Origin of the sequence: Temperatibacter marinus (assembly GCF_031598375.1) — a bacterium.
GTDB lineage: Bacteria > Pseudomonadota > Alphaproteobacteria > Sphingomonadales > Kordiimonadaceae > Temperatibacter > Temperatibacter marinus.
Genome location: NZ_CP123872.1, coordinates 829364 through 843911, shown reverse-complemented (window position 1 = coordinate 843911; position 14548 = coordinate 829364). Strand labels below are relative to the sequence as shown.

Here is a 14548-nt window from a genome sequence, read left to right as displayed (position 1 = left end):
TGTCTATGTCACTGCCTGCCTCCCTGCTAAAAGATTTAACGGCCCTTGTTGGGGACGATTGTGTGATTGTGGATGAAGCAGAGCGAGCATATTTTTCCCAAGATGTGTCGGGGATTTCAGACAGCCTAACAGGCGCCATTGTTCAACCGAATACAAAGGAAGAGCTGGCACAAGTGGTAAAACTCGCTGTTGAGGCTGGGGTCGCCATTTTACCACGCGGCGGTGGCATGTCTTATACAAATGGCTATTGTCCACAAAGCAGCAAATCTCTTAGCATCGATACCCAGCGGCTGAATCGGATTATAGAGGTGAATAGCGAAGATATGTATGTGACAGTAGAAGCTGGCTGTACGTGGAAATCTTTATATGAAGATCTGCTGGAGAAGGGTCTTCGTACGCCTTACTGGGGAACTCTTTCTGGCATTTATGCCACGGTGGGTGGTAGTGTGAGTCAAAATAGTATCTTCTTTGGCTCTGGCCAATTTGGTACAGCAGCGGATAGTGTTTTGGCCTTTGAAATCGTTCTTGCAGATGGGTCCATTATGAAAACTGGCGCAGCTGCAGTGAAAGGTGGTTCGCCGTTTATGCGGCACTATGGCCCCGATCTTACAGGGCTTTTTACCAGCGACGCTGGCGCACTTGGGGTGAAGGCCACTATAACCCTACGTTTAATCAGGCAACCTAAATACGACGCGCATTGCTCCTATAACTTCCCCACAGTCGACAGCATGTTCGAAGCAGCATCTTCTGTCGCACGGGCCGGTCTTGCAAGCGAAAGCTTTGGGTTTGATCCAGTTCTGCATGGCCAGCGCATGAAACGGGAGAGTATGTCACGTGATCTAAAATCTCTTGGTAATGTGATGAAAAAGTCCGGCTCGGTCTTCTCTGCGATGAAGGAGGGGATTAAAATTGCCTTTGCTGGCCGCCGTTATATGGAAGATGTCATTTACGCTTATAACTTCTCTACAGAATCTCACAGTCAACAGGGGGCAAAAGATGCAATCCATGCCATTGAGAAAATTGCTGAGAACGCAGGCGGTCTTGCTGTGGAGAATTCAATCCCACAAATCGTGAGAGCGAATCCTTTTGTGCCCCTCAATAATATGGTTGGACCTCAGGGCGAGCGGTGGCTGCCAGTCCATGGTCTTGTGCCCCATTCAAAAGCTATAGACTGTGTGCATGAATTGAATAAGGCCTTTAGTTCGCATGAGAAGGCTATTAAAGAGCATGGCATTGAAATTGGATATCTCTTTGCCACTGTCAGCAGTAACATCAGTGTTGTAGAATTGGTTTTTTTCTGGCCCGATAAATTGGAAGAAATTCAAAAGCGCACCGTTGAGAAATCAGTGCTAAAAAGGTTTACGGATTTCGGAGATCGGCCTGATGCAAGGGCTCTTGTTCAAGAACTTAAAAACCATGCTCTAAAAATATATCAAGAGATGGGCAGCACTCATCTGCAAATCGGACGCACCTATCCATATCACCAAAGTTTGGATCCTGCGACTTTTGCTCTCGTAAAAAATTTGAAGAAATCTCTTGATCCAAAGGGATTGATTAATCCTGGTGTTCTTGGCCTTTAGCCTAGTTTGATGATTGTCTTGCCGTAATTTTCGCCGCGCATGAGGCGGGCAAAAGCAACCGGCGCTTGATCAATTCCAACGCTAATATCTTCTATAAATTTAAGTTTATTTGCCGCAATAAGGGGAGCAAAACAGTCAACCATTTCAGGCATTTTATCCCAAAAATCATAGACAACGAGACCGCGAACAGTTGCACGCGCTTTGATGATGGTCGCTGGGTTTGGCCCCGCAGGTCGATCTTCACTGTTAATTTGTGCCATTAAGCCGCATAAAACAACACGCGCACCCACTGCAAGCCGCCACATTATATCATCAAGTATGGGGCCGCCTACATTGTCAAAATAGATATCCACCCCTTTTGAGCATAAGCGATCAATTTCATCAGCAACCGAGTTTTCTTTATAGTTGATACAGGCATCGAAGCCCGCCTCTTTTACAAGCCAGTCACATTTTTCTTTTGACCCGGCTATCCCGATCACATGACAGCCTTTAGTTTTGGCAAATTGACCCACCATTGACCCGACAGCACCAGAGGCAGCGGACACAACAAGGGTATCCCCTTTTTTGGCCTCAGCTAAATATTGAATGCCTGCATAAGCGGTTAACCCGGGCATGCCAAGCACGCCAAGTGCCAACGATGCAGGGGCGATGCGGGGATCAATAGGGCGAGCACTTTCAGGCTTTAAAACTGTATAAGTTTGCCACCCCCCTTGAATGAGTATGCGATCACCGACTGTATAGGAGGCGTTGTTACTTTCTATGACTTCAGCTACTGTTTCGCCGAGCAATATACCCCCTTCTGGAATTGCTCCAGAGATATGCCGACCTGCAATCTGGCTACGCATATAAGGGTCCAGAGATAAAAAGAGGTTTTTGCAAAGGACTTCACCGTCTTGTGGCGCTTTGAGGGGGCATTCTATCAATTCAAAATTGTCTTCCGTCGGGCGGCCTTCTGGCCGTGATTTGAGAATGATTTGTTGAGTGATCGTCATGGCTCTGTTCCTCTATTGATATAGCTCTATGACATGATAGTTTAAACAGATTATAAAGAGAATCATTGTTTCAAATCAAAGGGGTTTTTTATGAGCGGGGCATTACTGGGACCGTCCTATTACGCGGTGGCACTTCAAACGGCTTGCGATGCCGTGAATTCCATAGTTGATAGAGCGCAAGTGCGCCAATCCATGATGAAAACCATTGATCGTCTAGCTAAAGAAATTCGTGCCACAAAACTTTTCATCGGCCCTGATACCAAACTCGTGGTGCTCCCAGAATATGTGCTGACCGCTTACCCTATGGGGGATACCATTTCAGGATGGGCAGAAAAGGCAGCTCTGGAAATGGAGGGGCCAGAATATGAAGCCCTTGGAAAGATCGCGAGAGACAATGATATCTTTATTGCGGGCAATGCCTATGAAAATGATCCTCATTTTAAAGGGATTTATTTTCAAACAAGTTTTATTCTCGATCCAAAGGGGGATGTTATCCTCCGCTATCGTCGTTTGAATAGCATGTTTGCCCCCACCCCTCATGATGTATGGGACAAATATTTAGATATTTATGGCTTAGACGGTGTCTTTCCTGTTGTTGAGACAGAGATTGGGCGTCTTGCTGCAGTAGCGTCAGAAGAGATTTTATATCCTGAAATTACGCGTTCGCTTGCGATGCGAGGGGCGGAAGTTATTGTCCACTCGACAGGCGAGATGGGGAATGTGAGTGAAACCCCGAAAGCCATTGCTCGTAAAGCAAGAGCGCTCGAGAATTTAGCCTATGTCGTCTCTGCAAATGCTGCAGGCATTAACGGCCATGACTTGCCTTTTTCTGCAACAGACGGCAAATCGTCTATTGTTGATTATAAGGGAATTACGCAGGTGGAATCAGGATGGGGGCAGACCATGACTGCCCATTGTTCAATTGATTTAAACGCCCTCAGAAAATATCGCCGCCGCCCTGGAATGGGCAATCTGTTAGCGCGTCAACGGTTTGAACTTTTTGCCGAGACATATGCCGTAGGGGGCAGTCAAAAAGCCAATAGCCTTCTTGCAGAAGATGGGACTGTTAGTGAGCCGGATCGAGCGCATTTTATCGAGACTCAAAAAGCAGCCATCACAGGCTTGGTAGAGAAGAAAATAATTTAATTTTTAGTAATCAATGCCGTTATATTCGGCGATTTCCTCGAGAAGCTCACGGTTTTTAATCACGACCTCATTCGAGTCGGGTAACTCGATCAGCCCCTCTTTTTTGATTCGGGTAAAGATTCGACTCACTGTTTCTACTGTGATTCCCAAATAGTCAGCGATGTCACCGCGGGTCATCGGTAAGTGAATAGTTTCAATTTCCCCTAGTGCTACCAATTGACGTTTCTCCATTTGTAAAAGAAAAAAGGCCAGTTTCTCGCGGGCATCTTTGCAGCCAAGCATGAAGAGCTGGTCCAATGTTGTTGCAAGAACTCTATTGCCTATGCGTCTAAGGCGGTGCTCAAATTCAGGATGTTTGTCAATGAGATTTTCTATGTCTTTAATGTTCCACCGACAGACAGACATGTCTGTTAAGCCGCCCGCACTCACATTGACAATTGGATCAGGGATAAGACCAATATAATCCCCTGGAAAGAGAAAGGCCATAATTTGCCGGCGTCCATCGCTTGAGAGGCGCTCAAGATAGCCCATCCCAGTGCTGATATTATAGACATAGCTCGAGGGGTCTTCTTCTTGAAAGATATAATTACCTTTAGAGACTTCAATCCGTGTAGCAATGGCGTCTAACTCATAGATGGCATCTTCATCTAAAGACGAGCATAACCGGCTTGCCCGCGCAGAACAGCTATGACATTTTATTGGATTCATTGACATGATAGGCTCACTCCCTGATCACAGGACGTTATCAAAAAAAAAGGGAAGAACAAAGGAAAAAGAATACCTTTTCTGGCTGTCTATGGGGATTTATTGAGACTAATTTGAAATGTAGTTTTCATCAAAAGCATGGATAGGTAATGCCTTTCCATTATTAATCATCAGCGATTGGCGACGGAAAAATCTTAGATATCCAGAGTGCCCCATCCGCGAAGCACCCATACCGCTTAATTTGAAACTATTCTTCTCAGCCTCATGCATTAGGGCCGTGAGCGAAGCTTCGTTTATGCTAATGCCGCCAGCCTCAAGGTGACGACCCACTTCAATAGCCTCTTCTGCAGTTGCGGCAAAAACACAAGCGCTTAGCCCGTAATCACTGTCATTGGCTCGCGAGATGGCTTCATCAACGGTATTGAAAGGGATCACAGGCAAAAGGGGTCCAAAGGTTTCTTCAGTCAGCACAAGCATGTCAGGGGTCAAATCCGTGATTACCGTAGGTTTCAGCCAGCTTCCACCATGATTTTCTACGTGCCCACCGGTATGGATGACAGCTCCCTTCTCACGGGCGTCATCGATTTGATCTTGTAGGATCTGTGCTTGTTTTTCAAAGATGATAGGGCCCAGAATGCCTTTATGAATGTCGTCAGAATTCAATGTAACCTGCTGTGCTTTATGAATAAGGGCTTCCATAAAGTCTGCATAGATTGCTTCGTCGACATAGATACGCTCTATTGATTGACACGCCTGTCCATTGTTGAGAATACTGGCACGGAGGAGTGCCGTTGATGCATGATCAATATCAGCAGACTTGAGAACGATCGCAGGATCTTTACCTCCCAATTCTAAGAAGGAAGGAATGAAATTTCGTGCGGCTTGTTCCCCTACTATTCGGCCAGTTTTCACACTGCCTGTAAAACAGATCGTGTCAACTTGATCGACGACAGCGGCCCCAGTTTCACCGTCTCCATCAACGAGAACCAAGACATCCTTCAGATGAGGAATGGTAGTGAGAATTTTTCTCAGTGGTTCAGCGAATCTTGGTGTGATTTCACTGGGTTTAATAAGAACGGCACAGCCAGCAATTAAGGCCGGAAGAGCATCGATAAATGAGAGGGTGAGAGGGAAATTCCAAGGGCTAATAACACCGACCAAGGGATAGGGATTATAAGTGACCTCATAGGAGATATGAGGCATGGAAGAAGAGACGCCGATTTCATTTTTATGTGCGCAAGCTATAGCGGCCCAGCGATCCACAGCACCTTTAATTCCATCTATTTCCACCGATGAAATGAGCGAGCGTCCCGTGTCTTGTTCAAGGGCCTTTAATACTGTTTCTTTATGGTCAATTAGGGATTCTGCAAATTGTTGGAGAATGGCAATTCTTTTGCCGAGCCCTATCTGGAGCCACGTCTCTTGATGGACACGCATGGTGGAGCTGATAAGGCTAATTTCTGATGCAGGAGTAGGGGTGATCCTGTAGTCATACACGCCGGTTCTAGGATTTCTAACAGGGAATGGACTGCTCATGATAGGGCACTCAACTCTTCAACCAGACGAACTCTTACGGTTGAATTCCCAGCCCTTAATTTCTTAACTTCATTGTATTCTGGGCTGTGCCAAAAGTCTTTTGCTGCCTCAAAGCTCGGCCATTTTGATATAACAAGGCGATCCGTGTCGGGCCATTGCCCCTCTAAACATTCACTTTTGATTGGGCGTTGGACATGATAAGTCCCCCCCATTTTCTCGACCAGTTTTGCAGCCTCAACTGCATAGGCCATAAAGCTTTCCCTATCATGAATTTCAGCAATAATAACCATATAAGCCGCCATCAGTTTCTCCTCACTAGCTATTAAAAAGCTACCGACTCTTTGGCGCACTCACCATGATACAAATCAATAAGGGTGTTGATCTAAATCATAAGCGATTGTGCTTGGCTTGGATATAGTTTCTCTTCACGTCAATGGGAGAGACTGATGATGAAGATTTTGACAGCTGCCATTTTTAGCCTTGTGCTAGTATTTCCAGGCAATTCACTTGAGGCTAAAGACAAGAACAGCGTCTTAGATCGAGATTTCAGGATCATGATGGAATGGTTTGGCGGTGAATATGATAACATGGAACAAGTCTATTTTGAGGGCGTACTGAAGACACCGGCTGATGAGAAACACGGCCGAATTCACTCGATTTTTAAACGAGTTGACCTCCCTTTTCTTGGGACGCATGTCTTTTATGTGCAGCAATATAGCGATAATGACCCAGAAAAAATATATCGACAAAGGTTTTATCGCTTTACGCCAAATTATGAGCGGCATGTTGTGGCTCTAGAGATTTTTTCTCCAAAGGATGTCTCTCAGGTCAAAGACGCGCATTTGGATCCGTCAAAGCTTGATGGTTTGACCAGAGAAGATGTGACAACTCTTCCAGCAGGCTGTACCGTATTCTGGCGACGGCAAGCCAATCAATTTATCGGATTTATGGACGATAAAGCGTGCAAAGTTTATTCACCGCGAAGCAAGCGCACCCTGGTCTTTTCAGATGATTTGGTTCTGACAGAAGATCAAATATGGATTCATGATCGTGCAGAGGATGAAGCGGGTAATTATGTTTATGGGAATAAAGCCGGTGTGCCCCATAAGTTATTAAAGCAAAGAAATTTTACGTGTTGGATGCTCGCAACCAATGACAAAGCGCCAAAGAAAATGCAGTTTGTCCGTAATGTTAAACTTCAGGATCAAGGGGGAGAGTTTTGGATTGATCTTGTGGGTCAAGAAGGAAAAAGTGTTGGTATAAAAATGCGAAATGTTCGATGGCCTTATGACCCGAACCGAGATTCTCTCGTGCTCTATGCTCATAAAGATGGCAGTGATCGTGCCACCTCCTACGTTTGGACAGCCCCCGAAAGCAAAAGGATCGCCCTCAATCTTCGCTGGATGCAGGCCAGTTGTACTCTTGATGAGTAGGGTGTCGTGACCTCATTAATGAACAAACAATGGATAAAAGCTGCGACGCCGAAAGGCGCGATTCAGGCAAGTGATTTTGCCCTTCGGTCGTCTCCAATACCTCAGGTTGATGCGGGCCAATTTCTGGTGCAAACACACTATCTCTCTGTTGCGCCTGTTATGCGTCGATACTTGATTGATGGGGCAGGGATAGAAGCACCTCTCAAAATAGGAGATGTGATGCTTGGTCGCGGGGTGGGGCGCATTGTTGAGAGTAAAAGTAAAGCCTGGCCTGTAGGGACTTTTGTACAAGGAAAATTGGGGTGGCAGGAGTATAGTTTGCAGTCTGAAGGTCAAACGCCGCTTATGTATCCTGTAAGACAAACAACCGCGCCCCTGTCTACAGCACTGGGTGTGCTTGGCATGACAGGCTATACAGCTTACTGTGCCCTGAAGGACATCGCAAATCCAAAAGAAGGAGAGATTGCCCTTGTCTCTGGCGCCATGGGCGGAGTCGGATCTATCGCTGTTCAAGTGGCGCGATTGATGGGGTGCACGGTGATAGGTGTCGCAGGGACAGACGAGAAATGCAACACATTGACCAATGAATTGGGCTGTGCTGCAGCCATTAATTACAAGACAGATAATTTGACAGAAGTTCTCGTACGTCATGCCCCAAAAGGCATTGATGTTTTTTTTGATAATGTGGGCGGGGAGATTTTAGATCATGCGCTAGGAAATCTAGCCCAGTATGCACGCATAGTGTCATGCGGCCGGATTTCTCAATATTTAAATGAAAGCCCCTATTCTCTTGAAAATTGGGGCCAAATTGGAGCAAAAAGAGCTAAAATGCAGGGCTTTTTTGTATATGATTATGAACCTCTTTTTGCTGAGGCAGAAACCGTCATGGCCCAGTGGATCGCAGAAGGTGCCCTGCACTACAGAGAAGATATTCTTGAGGGTATTGAACAGATGCCGCATGCCCTGATGCGTCTTTATGAAGGCAAGAATATAGGTAAGCAAATTGTTAAAGTTTACGACTAATATACGCTTATAACAGGGGACTATTGGTCAGATACATACCGAGTAAATGTTTGTTCATGGCCTTCTGGAGTGCCAGAACCAATGTCGATCCAGAAAGTCGAGAGGGGCTCTTCTCTTAATGCGGAGCTGATTTGCCCTTCTTCATAGCGACTGGGATGAATGCCTTCAGCATAGAGCACAGCCATAGAACCTGGCGTCCCATCTTCAAGAATTAGCGGTAAAGTGAGTGTTTCATAAGTAAAGAGATAACCGTTATCTCCTACAAATCGAGTATTCACATATGCGCCACAGGGCTGGGTCATAATCTCATGATGAAAAGCAGCCATCTTTTCTAAATTTTCCCCTTGGGAAATGGCTGAAAGAGTTTCACCGGAAAGGTTTTTTGCAAAGAGTTGATCAATAAAACTGCCGGTTAATTTGAACATCACCTCATTCTTTTCTGTCAGACCAAAAATTGCCACGTGAGGTAAAATGCCAACAAGACTTTGAATAGGAAAACTATCTTTTTTGGGAACCCCAGATGAACAAGAAACTGCTCTTTCTTGCCAAATTTTGGCGAGGCTTAAAACATCCTCATTTTCAATGTGATCGTCAATATCCTTAAACAGGATCATGGTTACCCTCTCTGTTAATTCAAAAAGTTTACGTGATCCCTATCACAGTAGCAATTTTAAAAAAACAAAAAGGCTTTAATCATTGATAATAGATGCATTTTTCATTTGTTTAATCATCTCATCGCTATACCCTAAGGACGAGAGAACCTCATTTGTATGTTCTCCAATGGTCGGCAAATCAGTATGCAGTTTTAATCTTTCACCCTTCATTTCTATAGGAAGAGCGGGTAATTTCGCAAGAGACCCATCTGACAAAGTGAGTTCGATCATGCCGTCCTGTGCATTGAGATGAGGATCTTCAATCAAGTCTTGAGGACGAGTGATAGGAGCAAAAGGCAAGCCCGTCGTCTCGAGTTTGGCCATAAGCTCAGTTTTTGTATAAGATTTAAAAAGAGCTTTAATTTGCGGAATAAGTGTATCGCGCTGCGCCACGCGGTCAGCATTCTTTGCATAATCTGGATGATGGGCGAGCTCTTCTAGGCTAAAGCTCTCACAAAAGACAACCCACTGAGTGTCGCTGACAACACCAACAAAAACTTTGTCGTCGTCTTTTGTATCAAACACTTCATAAATGGCCCAGGCACTAATGCGTTCAGGCATGGGATTGGCGGGACTGCCTGTCACTGCATATTGTGCCATATGTTGACCGACGAGATAGGCTGTTGTTTCATAGAGGGAACTTTTTACATATTGGCCCTTGCCGGTACGATGTCGCTCATTTAAGGCTGCAAGCACAGCCATAGCGCCGAACATGCCGCCTGTAACATCAATGACACTAGCTCCGGCTCGCAAGGGACGGCCTGTTGGGCCAGTCATATAAGCAAGGCCACCCATCATTTGTGCCACTTCATCTAAGGCGGCTCTATGTTCATAGGGGCCAGAGAGAAAGCCTTTCTCACTGCAGTAAATTAAACCGGGATTTGTTTTCGAAAGCTTGTCATAACCAAATCCAAGTTTATCCATTGCTCCAGGCCTGAAATTTTCAATGACCACGTCAGCTTCTTTAATCAACTGATAAGCAACTGTTTTCCCTTCGGCCGCTTTCATATCTAGGCAGATAGAGCGTTTATTTCTGTTATACATTGGAAAATAACCAGCGCCTGAGCCGACCAAGCGACGTGTATTATCTCCTTTGACCGGTTCAATTTTAATCACATCAGCCCCAAGGTCAGCGAGCATCACGCCAACAGTTGGCCCCATAACCATATGGGTAAATTCAATAACTTTGATCCCAGAAAGGGGCAGATGTTCAGTTTCAGTCATAAGGTTCCCTATTATTTAAAAAGACTACATTGTTATATCATTAATACATTAATACCATTGCTGCAAAATAAAATTCATTGATATGGCTCAAGACTCTGTGGAATGATTTGCGCTAAACCGGAGGAAAGAGGAGACCTCAGACATGCCAGACTCAAAACGAATATTATTTACCGCAGCCCTGTGTAAGGACAAAAGAGGGGCTGCTGTCTCCCACCAGCGGGAGACTCTGATGGCTGAACATTTAGCCTATGTTGAAAAGATTGTGGATCAAATTTTAGTGGCAGGCCCTATGTTTGATCAGGATAATAAAACCATCATTGGATCCATATTGATCTATAAAACAGCAGAGAAAGAAGAAGCACAGCAGTTGCTTGAGAATGACCCCTATTATTCTGCGGGTATCTGGGAGACCATTGAGTTTGAAACCTTTAGAGGGGCGCTGGGTTCTGCTGTTGGTGGTATTTCATATTAACTTTTATAAAAAAGGCCGGGATATCCGGCCTTTTTCTTATTTCGTGGATCGATCTAGTGACCGCCACGCTTCAATTTTCCACCAACCAGTTTTTTCTTAAAGTAAGTCCAACTGGTTTCATTTTCACGATCGTCATCGAGAGGCGGCGGCGCTTTATAGGCCGGTTCAACCTTATTAATATAGTCTTGCATCACTTTTGGTAAGCCTTCAAAGCCTGAAACTTTCCCGCCAGCTGCTTGAAAATAGATGATGCCTTCCCGGCCCTGCATTTCCATCCAAGGTAACCATGTTGAAAGACGAACCCAACCAACCTTGGCCCCCATATCTGTATCCGTTGATTTATCAAGCAGACTATCTTTTTCGCCCATGAAATTGAACATTTCAGTGGCATGATAGGCATTCCCAACATATTTCTGATACTCTCCTGCTAAGACATTATGATAGAAAAGAGGGACGGGGAATGTCATGAACCAATTGTTTTCTTGGAAGCGACCGAAGAAACGATAAGCTGGCTCTCCTTTGGCATTATAGGGATAAGAAGGACGACTATTCACAGGATCATTGGCAACATGAATAACATCCACCTCTTTCCCTGTGTAAGGGTTTTGCCACTTATCCAAGGGTTTGCCAGTCTTCATGTCTAAATAGAGCATGATTTCACGGGTAACCATACGATACCCTTTACCTTTTTTGCCGCCATCAAGACTGCCACACTGGCGGACATTCATGCCCATCACTTTAAACAGGCGCTTATCTGCTTCACCCATTCTTCGACCAAGAGCATAGCCTTCCCATGTATAAAACACGGGCTTGCTGTCGATTGTTGAACATTGAACTTTTCGGTTCACTGCTAGGGCATCTTCTGGATTCGAAAGATCATATTGATCTGCTTGAATGCTGGTCGTTAGCATAGAGGTGGTTGCTGCTATGCCAAGAACAGATTGAACGATAGACTTGATAGATTTCATAGTTCCCTCCCTGGTATCTATTTCTGGTATCTAATTCTGTATTTAACTCTGTGATCTAGAAAAACTTTGTAACACCGACAAATGCAATGGTGCTGATACTCACCCAGTAGACGTAGGCTGTCAGTTTGCCTTTTCTTAGTGTCTCTGTGATATGGGCTTCTACTTCTGGATCGGGGCCAGCCTCAAGTTTTTTAAAGCAAATGACCCAGTCCGTCATAATATACCTAAGATAGAGGCCAATGATAAGAACCCAACCAAAGAAAGCCATTTTAAATCCAAACCAGTTGCCGCCAGCATCTGTGCCAGTGATGAAAACATCCCCAGTAAAGAAATTATAAAAGCCTGCGACGATAAGCGATGGAATAACGACCCACCGAATTTTATTATCTATTTGCGTTAAATGGACATATTTATCAGTGCCACGATTTTTAAAAGCCTGCCAAATAAGACCATACCACCAGACGGCAGTTAATAGCCATACAACAATCACCCAAATGCCGGATACTGGCGAAACACCCAAATTGTCTGCCATATGAAACCCAACGGGCATGAGCCAGATAATGGCAGAGCGCGGCAAGATATCAATCATAACTGAAGTGTTGATATGGCGCCAGCGTTCTTCGAGTGTAAGGTCTGGATTGGCTACATTGGTGGAGGCATTAAACACACCCCATTCACCGCCAAGCCAATAAGCAACAAGGATCACATGCAGCCACCGTAAGATGTCATGCAGCATAATTGAATAATCGCCAAAGTTCAAAGCAGGGTTAAGATCAAGTTCCATTTTTCCCTCCTGGTTGTGAGAAGTATTTAGCCTATCATCAGTGTGCAGAGCCGAGACTGCATTGATACATATCATTGTCTGAAAAAAGTTGTGATGATGGTATATCTCTCATGTTGAGGGATCTCATTAGATCATCTTTAGGGGAAGAAAAATGGCTGAGCAGCTAGAAAAAACTGAACATGTGGATGAAAATACACAGGTCTATCCTAGTCGATATTATGGATGGTTTGTGGTTATTCTTCTGACGATCACTTACATATTTTCTTATATAGATCGTCAAGTCTTAGCCATGCTTACGGAAGACATTAAAGCTGATTTTGGCTATTCCGATCAAAAAATGGCCCTGTTAACGGGCACGGCCTTCATGCTCTTTTATGCGACCATGGGTATTCCCTTAGGATGGCTTTCAGACCGTAAACCGCGAAAATGGATTATCGCTGTGGGTGTCTTCGTGTGGTCAATAGCCACTGCGCTTTCAGGTGTTGCGAAATCCTTTGCAGGTCTCTTCTTAGCACGGGTCGCCGTTGGAGCTGGCGAGGCAACGCTCAGTCCAGCAGCGATGTCCCTTATTTCTGATCTTTTTAAACCTGAAAGTCGTGCGAAAGCAATTGGTGTCTATTCTACTGCCCTTGGAATAGGCTCTGGCATAGCCTATCTGTTAATCAGTGGTATTCTTGAATGGGCAGGAACATTGGATCTGACCTCTCTCGCCACCTTTGGCATAGACCGCCCTTGGCAAGTTGTTTTCTTAGTTGTAGGCTTTCCAGGAATATTTTTAGCGCTTATCTATGTCTTTTTAAAAGAACCTGAGCGAATCGCCTCAAAGCAAGCTATCTCAGAATCTGGTGAAGCTGCCACCATCTTTGATACCATGAAATTCTTAAAGAAAAACTGGGTCGCGTTTATCGGTGTAATGCTCATGGTTTCAGTAATGACAGTGGTGGCTTATACCGGTTTTTGGCTGCCGTCTCTTTTTGCTAGAACATGGGGGTGGGACCCTGCAACCTTTAGCTACTATAATGGCAGTGTCCTCATAATTTTAGCCCCCGTATGTAACATATTATGGGGTATATTGATTGACAAATGGTCTCATAAAGGGCGTAAGGACGCGGCCTTTCGCTTCACCCAGATGGGCTTACTATTACTGGTGCCAACAGCCGTGATCTTCCCATTGGTGCCAGATGTTTGGACTGCTTTTTTCCTCTCTCAAGTTTCAAATGTTGGGATTACAATGGTGACCACAGGAGGCATCACTGCTCTGCTCGCGATAGTCCCCGGTGAAATAAGAGGCCAAACAGTAGCGCTATATTACATGGTGATTTCGATTGCGGGGCTTTTTGTTGGACCTAACGGTGTGGCTTATCTCACAAATGTTGTTTTTGCAGATGAAAGCCTAATTCGCTATTCTATGGCTCTCATCCCTATCCTTTATGGGGGGCCTATTATTCTTTTCTCTTTCTTCGTTGGGAAGGCTTATAGGAAACAGTTAGAAAAAGTTTAAGAAAAAGGCTCCGAGTTGGAGCCTTTTTTATTGGAACATTAGCCTGCTAAACGTTGATTTAATTCAAAGAAATGACCGTCGGGGTCAAAGACGCCTACAGAGCGAACTTTCACAGTCCCTTGTCCGTTTGGTGCTGGATATTCAGCTTCGGTCAGCGGGGCTCGAATGACACAGCCATTCTTCTTGGCATTAGAAAAAGCAATTTCGGCGTCCTCAACGGCTGTGACAAAAACAGGCATCCCATAATCAAAGGTAAAGGCAACTTCAGGAGCGGGGTGTTTTGGACTGAGCCATTCCATCAAGCCAATCATCCCCATATAATCGTCCTCTCCTTGCATAATCACAAGGCGAATAACATCGCCTTTTTCGCAGCCAGGTAATAAATCACCCTCTAAGGTTAATTCATTGTCGTAATATTTTTTCATTCCGATGACCTGCTCATAGAAGGCAATGGATTGATCCATATCACGGACCTTTAGAGTGGTGCGCCGTAGGATAGTTGACATGAGACACTTCTTTCTATTTTGTTAT

General features: G+C 44.9%; 15 protein-coding genes. 6 read left to right on the top strand and 9 right to left on the bottom strand.

Annotated elements, in window-relative coordinates; genetic code table 11:
- The first annotated feature begins 5 nt into the window (after positions 1–5).
- Positions 6–1580 (top strand): FAD-binding oxidoreductase, encoded by a 1575-nt coding sequence (locus QGN29_RS03820; RefSeq protein WP_310799352.1) that lies wholly within the window; start codon positions 6–8, stop codon positions 1578–1580.
- Here the strand turns inward: QGN29_RS03820 and QGN29_RS03815 are convergent.
- Positions 1577–2572: an NADP-dependent oxidoreductase gene (locus tag QGN29_RS03815; protein WP_310799351.1), complete on the bottom strand. Its 996-nt coding sequence runs from the start codon at positions 2570–2572 to the stop codon at positions 1577–1579. The genes QGN29_RS03820 and QGN29_RS03815 overlap by 4 nt on opposite strands.
- A gap of 90 nt (positions 2573–2662) precedes the next feature.
- Here QGN29_RS03815 and QGN29_RS03810 point away from each other — a divergent pair, with 90 nt between their 5' ends.
- On the top strand, positions 2663–3718 hold the full coding sequence (locus QGN29_RS03810) for a nitrilase-related carbon-nitrogen hydrolase (protein ID WP_310799350.1): 1056 nt from the start codon (positions 2663–2665) through the stop codon (positions 3716–3718).
- A 3-nt stretch (positions 3719–3721) separates the two neighbouring features.
- Here QGN29_RS03810 and QGN29_RS03805 read toward each other — a convergent pair whose 3' ends face one another.
- The 3 genes from QGN29_RS03805 to QGN29_RS03795 all read right to left on the bottom strand — a co-directional run bounded on the left by QGN29_RS03805 (position 3722) and on the right by QGN29_RS03795 (position 6261).
- Positions 3722–4432, bottom strand: coding sequence for a Crp/Fnr family transcriptional regulator (locus QGN29_RS03805; protein WP_310799349.1), 711 nt, complete (start codon positions 4430–4432; stop codon positions 3722–3724).
- A 99-nt stretch (positions 4433–4531) separates the two neighbouring features.
- Positions 4532–5959, bottom strand: coding sequence for an aldehyde dehydrogenase family protein (locus tag QGN29_RS03800; protein WP_310799348.1), 1428 nt, complete (start codon positions 5957–5959; stop codon positions 4532–4534).
- On the bottom strand, positions 5956–6261 hold the full coding sequence (locus QGN29_RS03795) for a DUF1330 domain-containing protein (protein WP_310799347.1): 306 nt from the start codon (positions 6259–6261) through the stop codon (positions 5956–5958). The genes QGN29_RS03800 and QGN29_RS03795 overlap by 4 nt, the downstream gene beginning before the upstream one ends.
- Positions 6262–6405: 144 nt before the next feature.
- On the opposite strand from QGN29_RS03795, the gene QGN29_RS03790 reads away from it, so the two are divergent.
- Together QGN29_RS03790 and QGN29_RS03785 are read left to right on the top strand one after the other, a co-directional pair.
- Positions 6406–7392, top strand: coding sequence for a chromophore lyase CpcT/CpeT (locus QGN29_RS03790; protein ID WP_310799346.1), 987 nt, complete (start codon positions 6406–6408; stop codon positions 7390–7392).
- A 6-nt stretch (positions 7393–7398) separates the two neighbouring features.
- On the top strand, positions 7399–8415 hold the full coding sequence (locus QGN29_RS03785) for an NADP-dependent oxidoreductase (RefSeq protein ID WP_310799345.1): 1017 nt from the start codon (positions 7399–7401) through the stop codon (positions 8413–8415).
- A 20-nt stretch (positions 8416–8435) separates the two neighbouring features.
- Here the strand turns inward: QGN29_RS03785 and QGN29_RS03780 are convergent, their stop codons facing one another.
- Together QGN29_RS03780 and QGN29_RS03775 are read right to left on the bottom strand one after the other, a co-directional pair.
- Positions 8436–9029, bottom strand: a complete 594-nt coding sequence (locus tag QGN29_RS03780; protein ID WP_310799344.1) for a PAS domain-containing protein — start codon at positions 9027–9029, stop codon at positions 8436–8438.
- Positions 9030–9104: 75 nt separating this feature from the next.
- A complete protein-coding gene (locus QGN29_RS03775) occupies positions 9105–10292 on the bottom strand; it encodes a CaiB/BaiF CoA transferase family protein (RefSeq protein ID WP_310799343.1) in 1188 nt (395 codons plus the stop codon).
- A gap of 142 nt (positions 10293–10434) precedes the next feature.
- Here QGN29_RS03775 and QGN29_RS03770 point away from each other — a divergent pair, with 142 nt between their 5' ends.
- A complete protein-coding gene (locus QGN29_RS03770; RefSeq protein WP_310799342.1) occupies positions 10435–10764 on the top strand; it encodes a YciI family protein in 330 nt (109 codons plus the stop codon).
- A gap of 53 nt (positions 10765–10817) precedes the next feature.
- Here the strand turns inward: QGN29_RS03770 and QGN29_RS03765 are convergent, their stop codons facing one another.
- The gene (locus QGN29_RS03765; RefSeq protein ID WP_310799341.1) at positions 10818–11732 is read right to left on the bottom strand and encodes a DUF1838 family protein; all 915 of its coding nucleotides are present in this window, start codon (positions 11730–11732) and stop codon (positions 10818–10820) included.
- Between the two features lie 55 nt (positions 11733–11787).
- The gene (locus tag QGN29_RS03760) at positions 11788–12516 is read right to left on the bottom strand and encodes a hypothetical protein (RefSeq protein WP_310799340.1); all 729 of its coding nucleotides are present in this window, start codon (positions 12514–12516) and stop codon (positions 11788–11790) included.
- Between the two features lie 151 nt (positions 12517–12667).
- Here QGN29_RS03760 and QGN29_RS03755 point away from each other — a divergent pair, with 151 nt between their 5' ends.
- Positions 12668–14017 (top strand): spinster family MFS transporter, encoded by a 1350-nt coding sequence (locus QGN29_RS03755; RefSeq protein WP_310799339.1) that lies wholly within the window; start codon positions 12668–12670, stop codon positions 14015–14017.
- Positions 14018–14055: 38 nt separating this feature from the next.
- Here QGN29_RS03755 and QGN29_RS03750 read toward each other — a convergent pair whose 3' ends face one another.
- Complete coding sequence (locus tag QGN29_RS03750) at positions 14056–14523, bottom strand: VOC family protein (protein ID WP_310799338.1); 468 nt, start codon at positions 14521–14523, stop codon at positions 14056–14058.
- Positions 14524–14548: the final 25 nt, after the last annotated feature.

What these genes read in the sequence shown, in the direction of transcription:
- QGN29_RS03820 (WP_310799352.1), top strand. Translation starts at nt 6, where the DNA reads ATGTCACTGCCTGCCTCCCTGCTAAAAGATTTAACGGCCCTTGTTGGG.
- QGN29_RS03815 (WP_310799351.1), bottom strand. Translation starts at nt 2,572, where the DNA reads ATGACGATCACTCAACAAATCATTCTCAAATCACGGCCAGAAGGCCGC.
- QGN29_RS03810 (WP_310799350.1), top strand. Translation starts at nt 2,663, where the DNA reads ATGAGCGGGGCATTACTGGGACCGTCCTATTACGCGGTGGCACTTCAA.
- QGN29_RS03805 (WP_310799349.1), bottom strand. Translation starts at nt 4,432, where the DNA reads ATGTCAATGAATCCAATAAAATGTCATAGCTGTTCTGCGCGGGCAAGC.
- QGN29_RS03800 (WP_310799348.1), bottom strand. Translation starts at nt 5,959, where the DNA reads ATGAGCAGTCCATTCCCTGTTAGAAATCCTAGAACCGGCGTGTATGAC.
- QGN29_RS03795 (WP_310799347.1), bottom strand. Translation starts at nt 6,261, where the DNA reads ATGGCGGCTTATATGGTTATTATTGCTGAAATTCATGATAGGGAAAGC.
- QGN29_RS03790 (WP_310799346.1), top strand. Translation starts at nt 6,406, where the DNA reads ATGATGAAGATTTTGACAGCTGCCATTTTTAGCCTTGTGCTAGTATTT.
- QGN29_RS03780 (WP_310799344.1), bottom strand. Translation starts at nt 9,029, where the DNA reads ATGATCCTGTTTAAGGATATTGACGATCACATTGAAAATGAGGATGTT.
- QGN29_RS03775 (WP_310799343.1), bottom strand. Translation starts at nt 10,292, where the DNA reads ATGACTGAAACTGAACATCTGCCCCTTTCTGGGATCAAAGTTATTGAA.
- QGN29_RS03770 (WP_310799342.1), top strand. Translation starts at nt 10,435, where the DNA reads ATGCCAGACTCAAAACGAATATTATTTACCGCAGCCCTGTGTAAGGAC.
- QGN29_RS03765 (WP_310799341.1), bottom strand. Translation starts at nt 11,732, where the DNA reads ATGAAATCTATCAAGTCTATCGTTCAATCTGTTCTTGGCATAGCAGCA.
- QGN29_RS03760 (WP_310799340.1), bottom strand. Translation starts at nt 12,516, where the DNA reads ATGGAACTTGATCTTAACCCTGCTTTGAACTTTGGCGATTATTCAATT.
- QGN29_RS03755 (WP_310799339.1), top strand. Translation starts at nt 12,668, where the DNA reads ATGGCTGAGCAGCTAGAAAAAACTGAACATGTGGATGAAAATACACAG.
- QGN29_RS03750 (WP_310799338.1), bottom strand. Translation starts at nt 14,523, where the DNA reads ATGTCAACTATCCTACGGCGCACCACTCTAAAGGTCCGTGATATGGAT.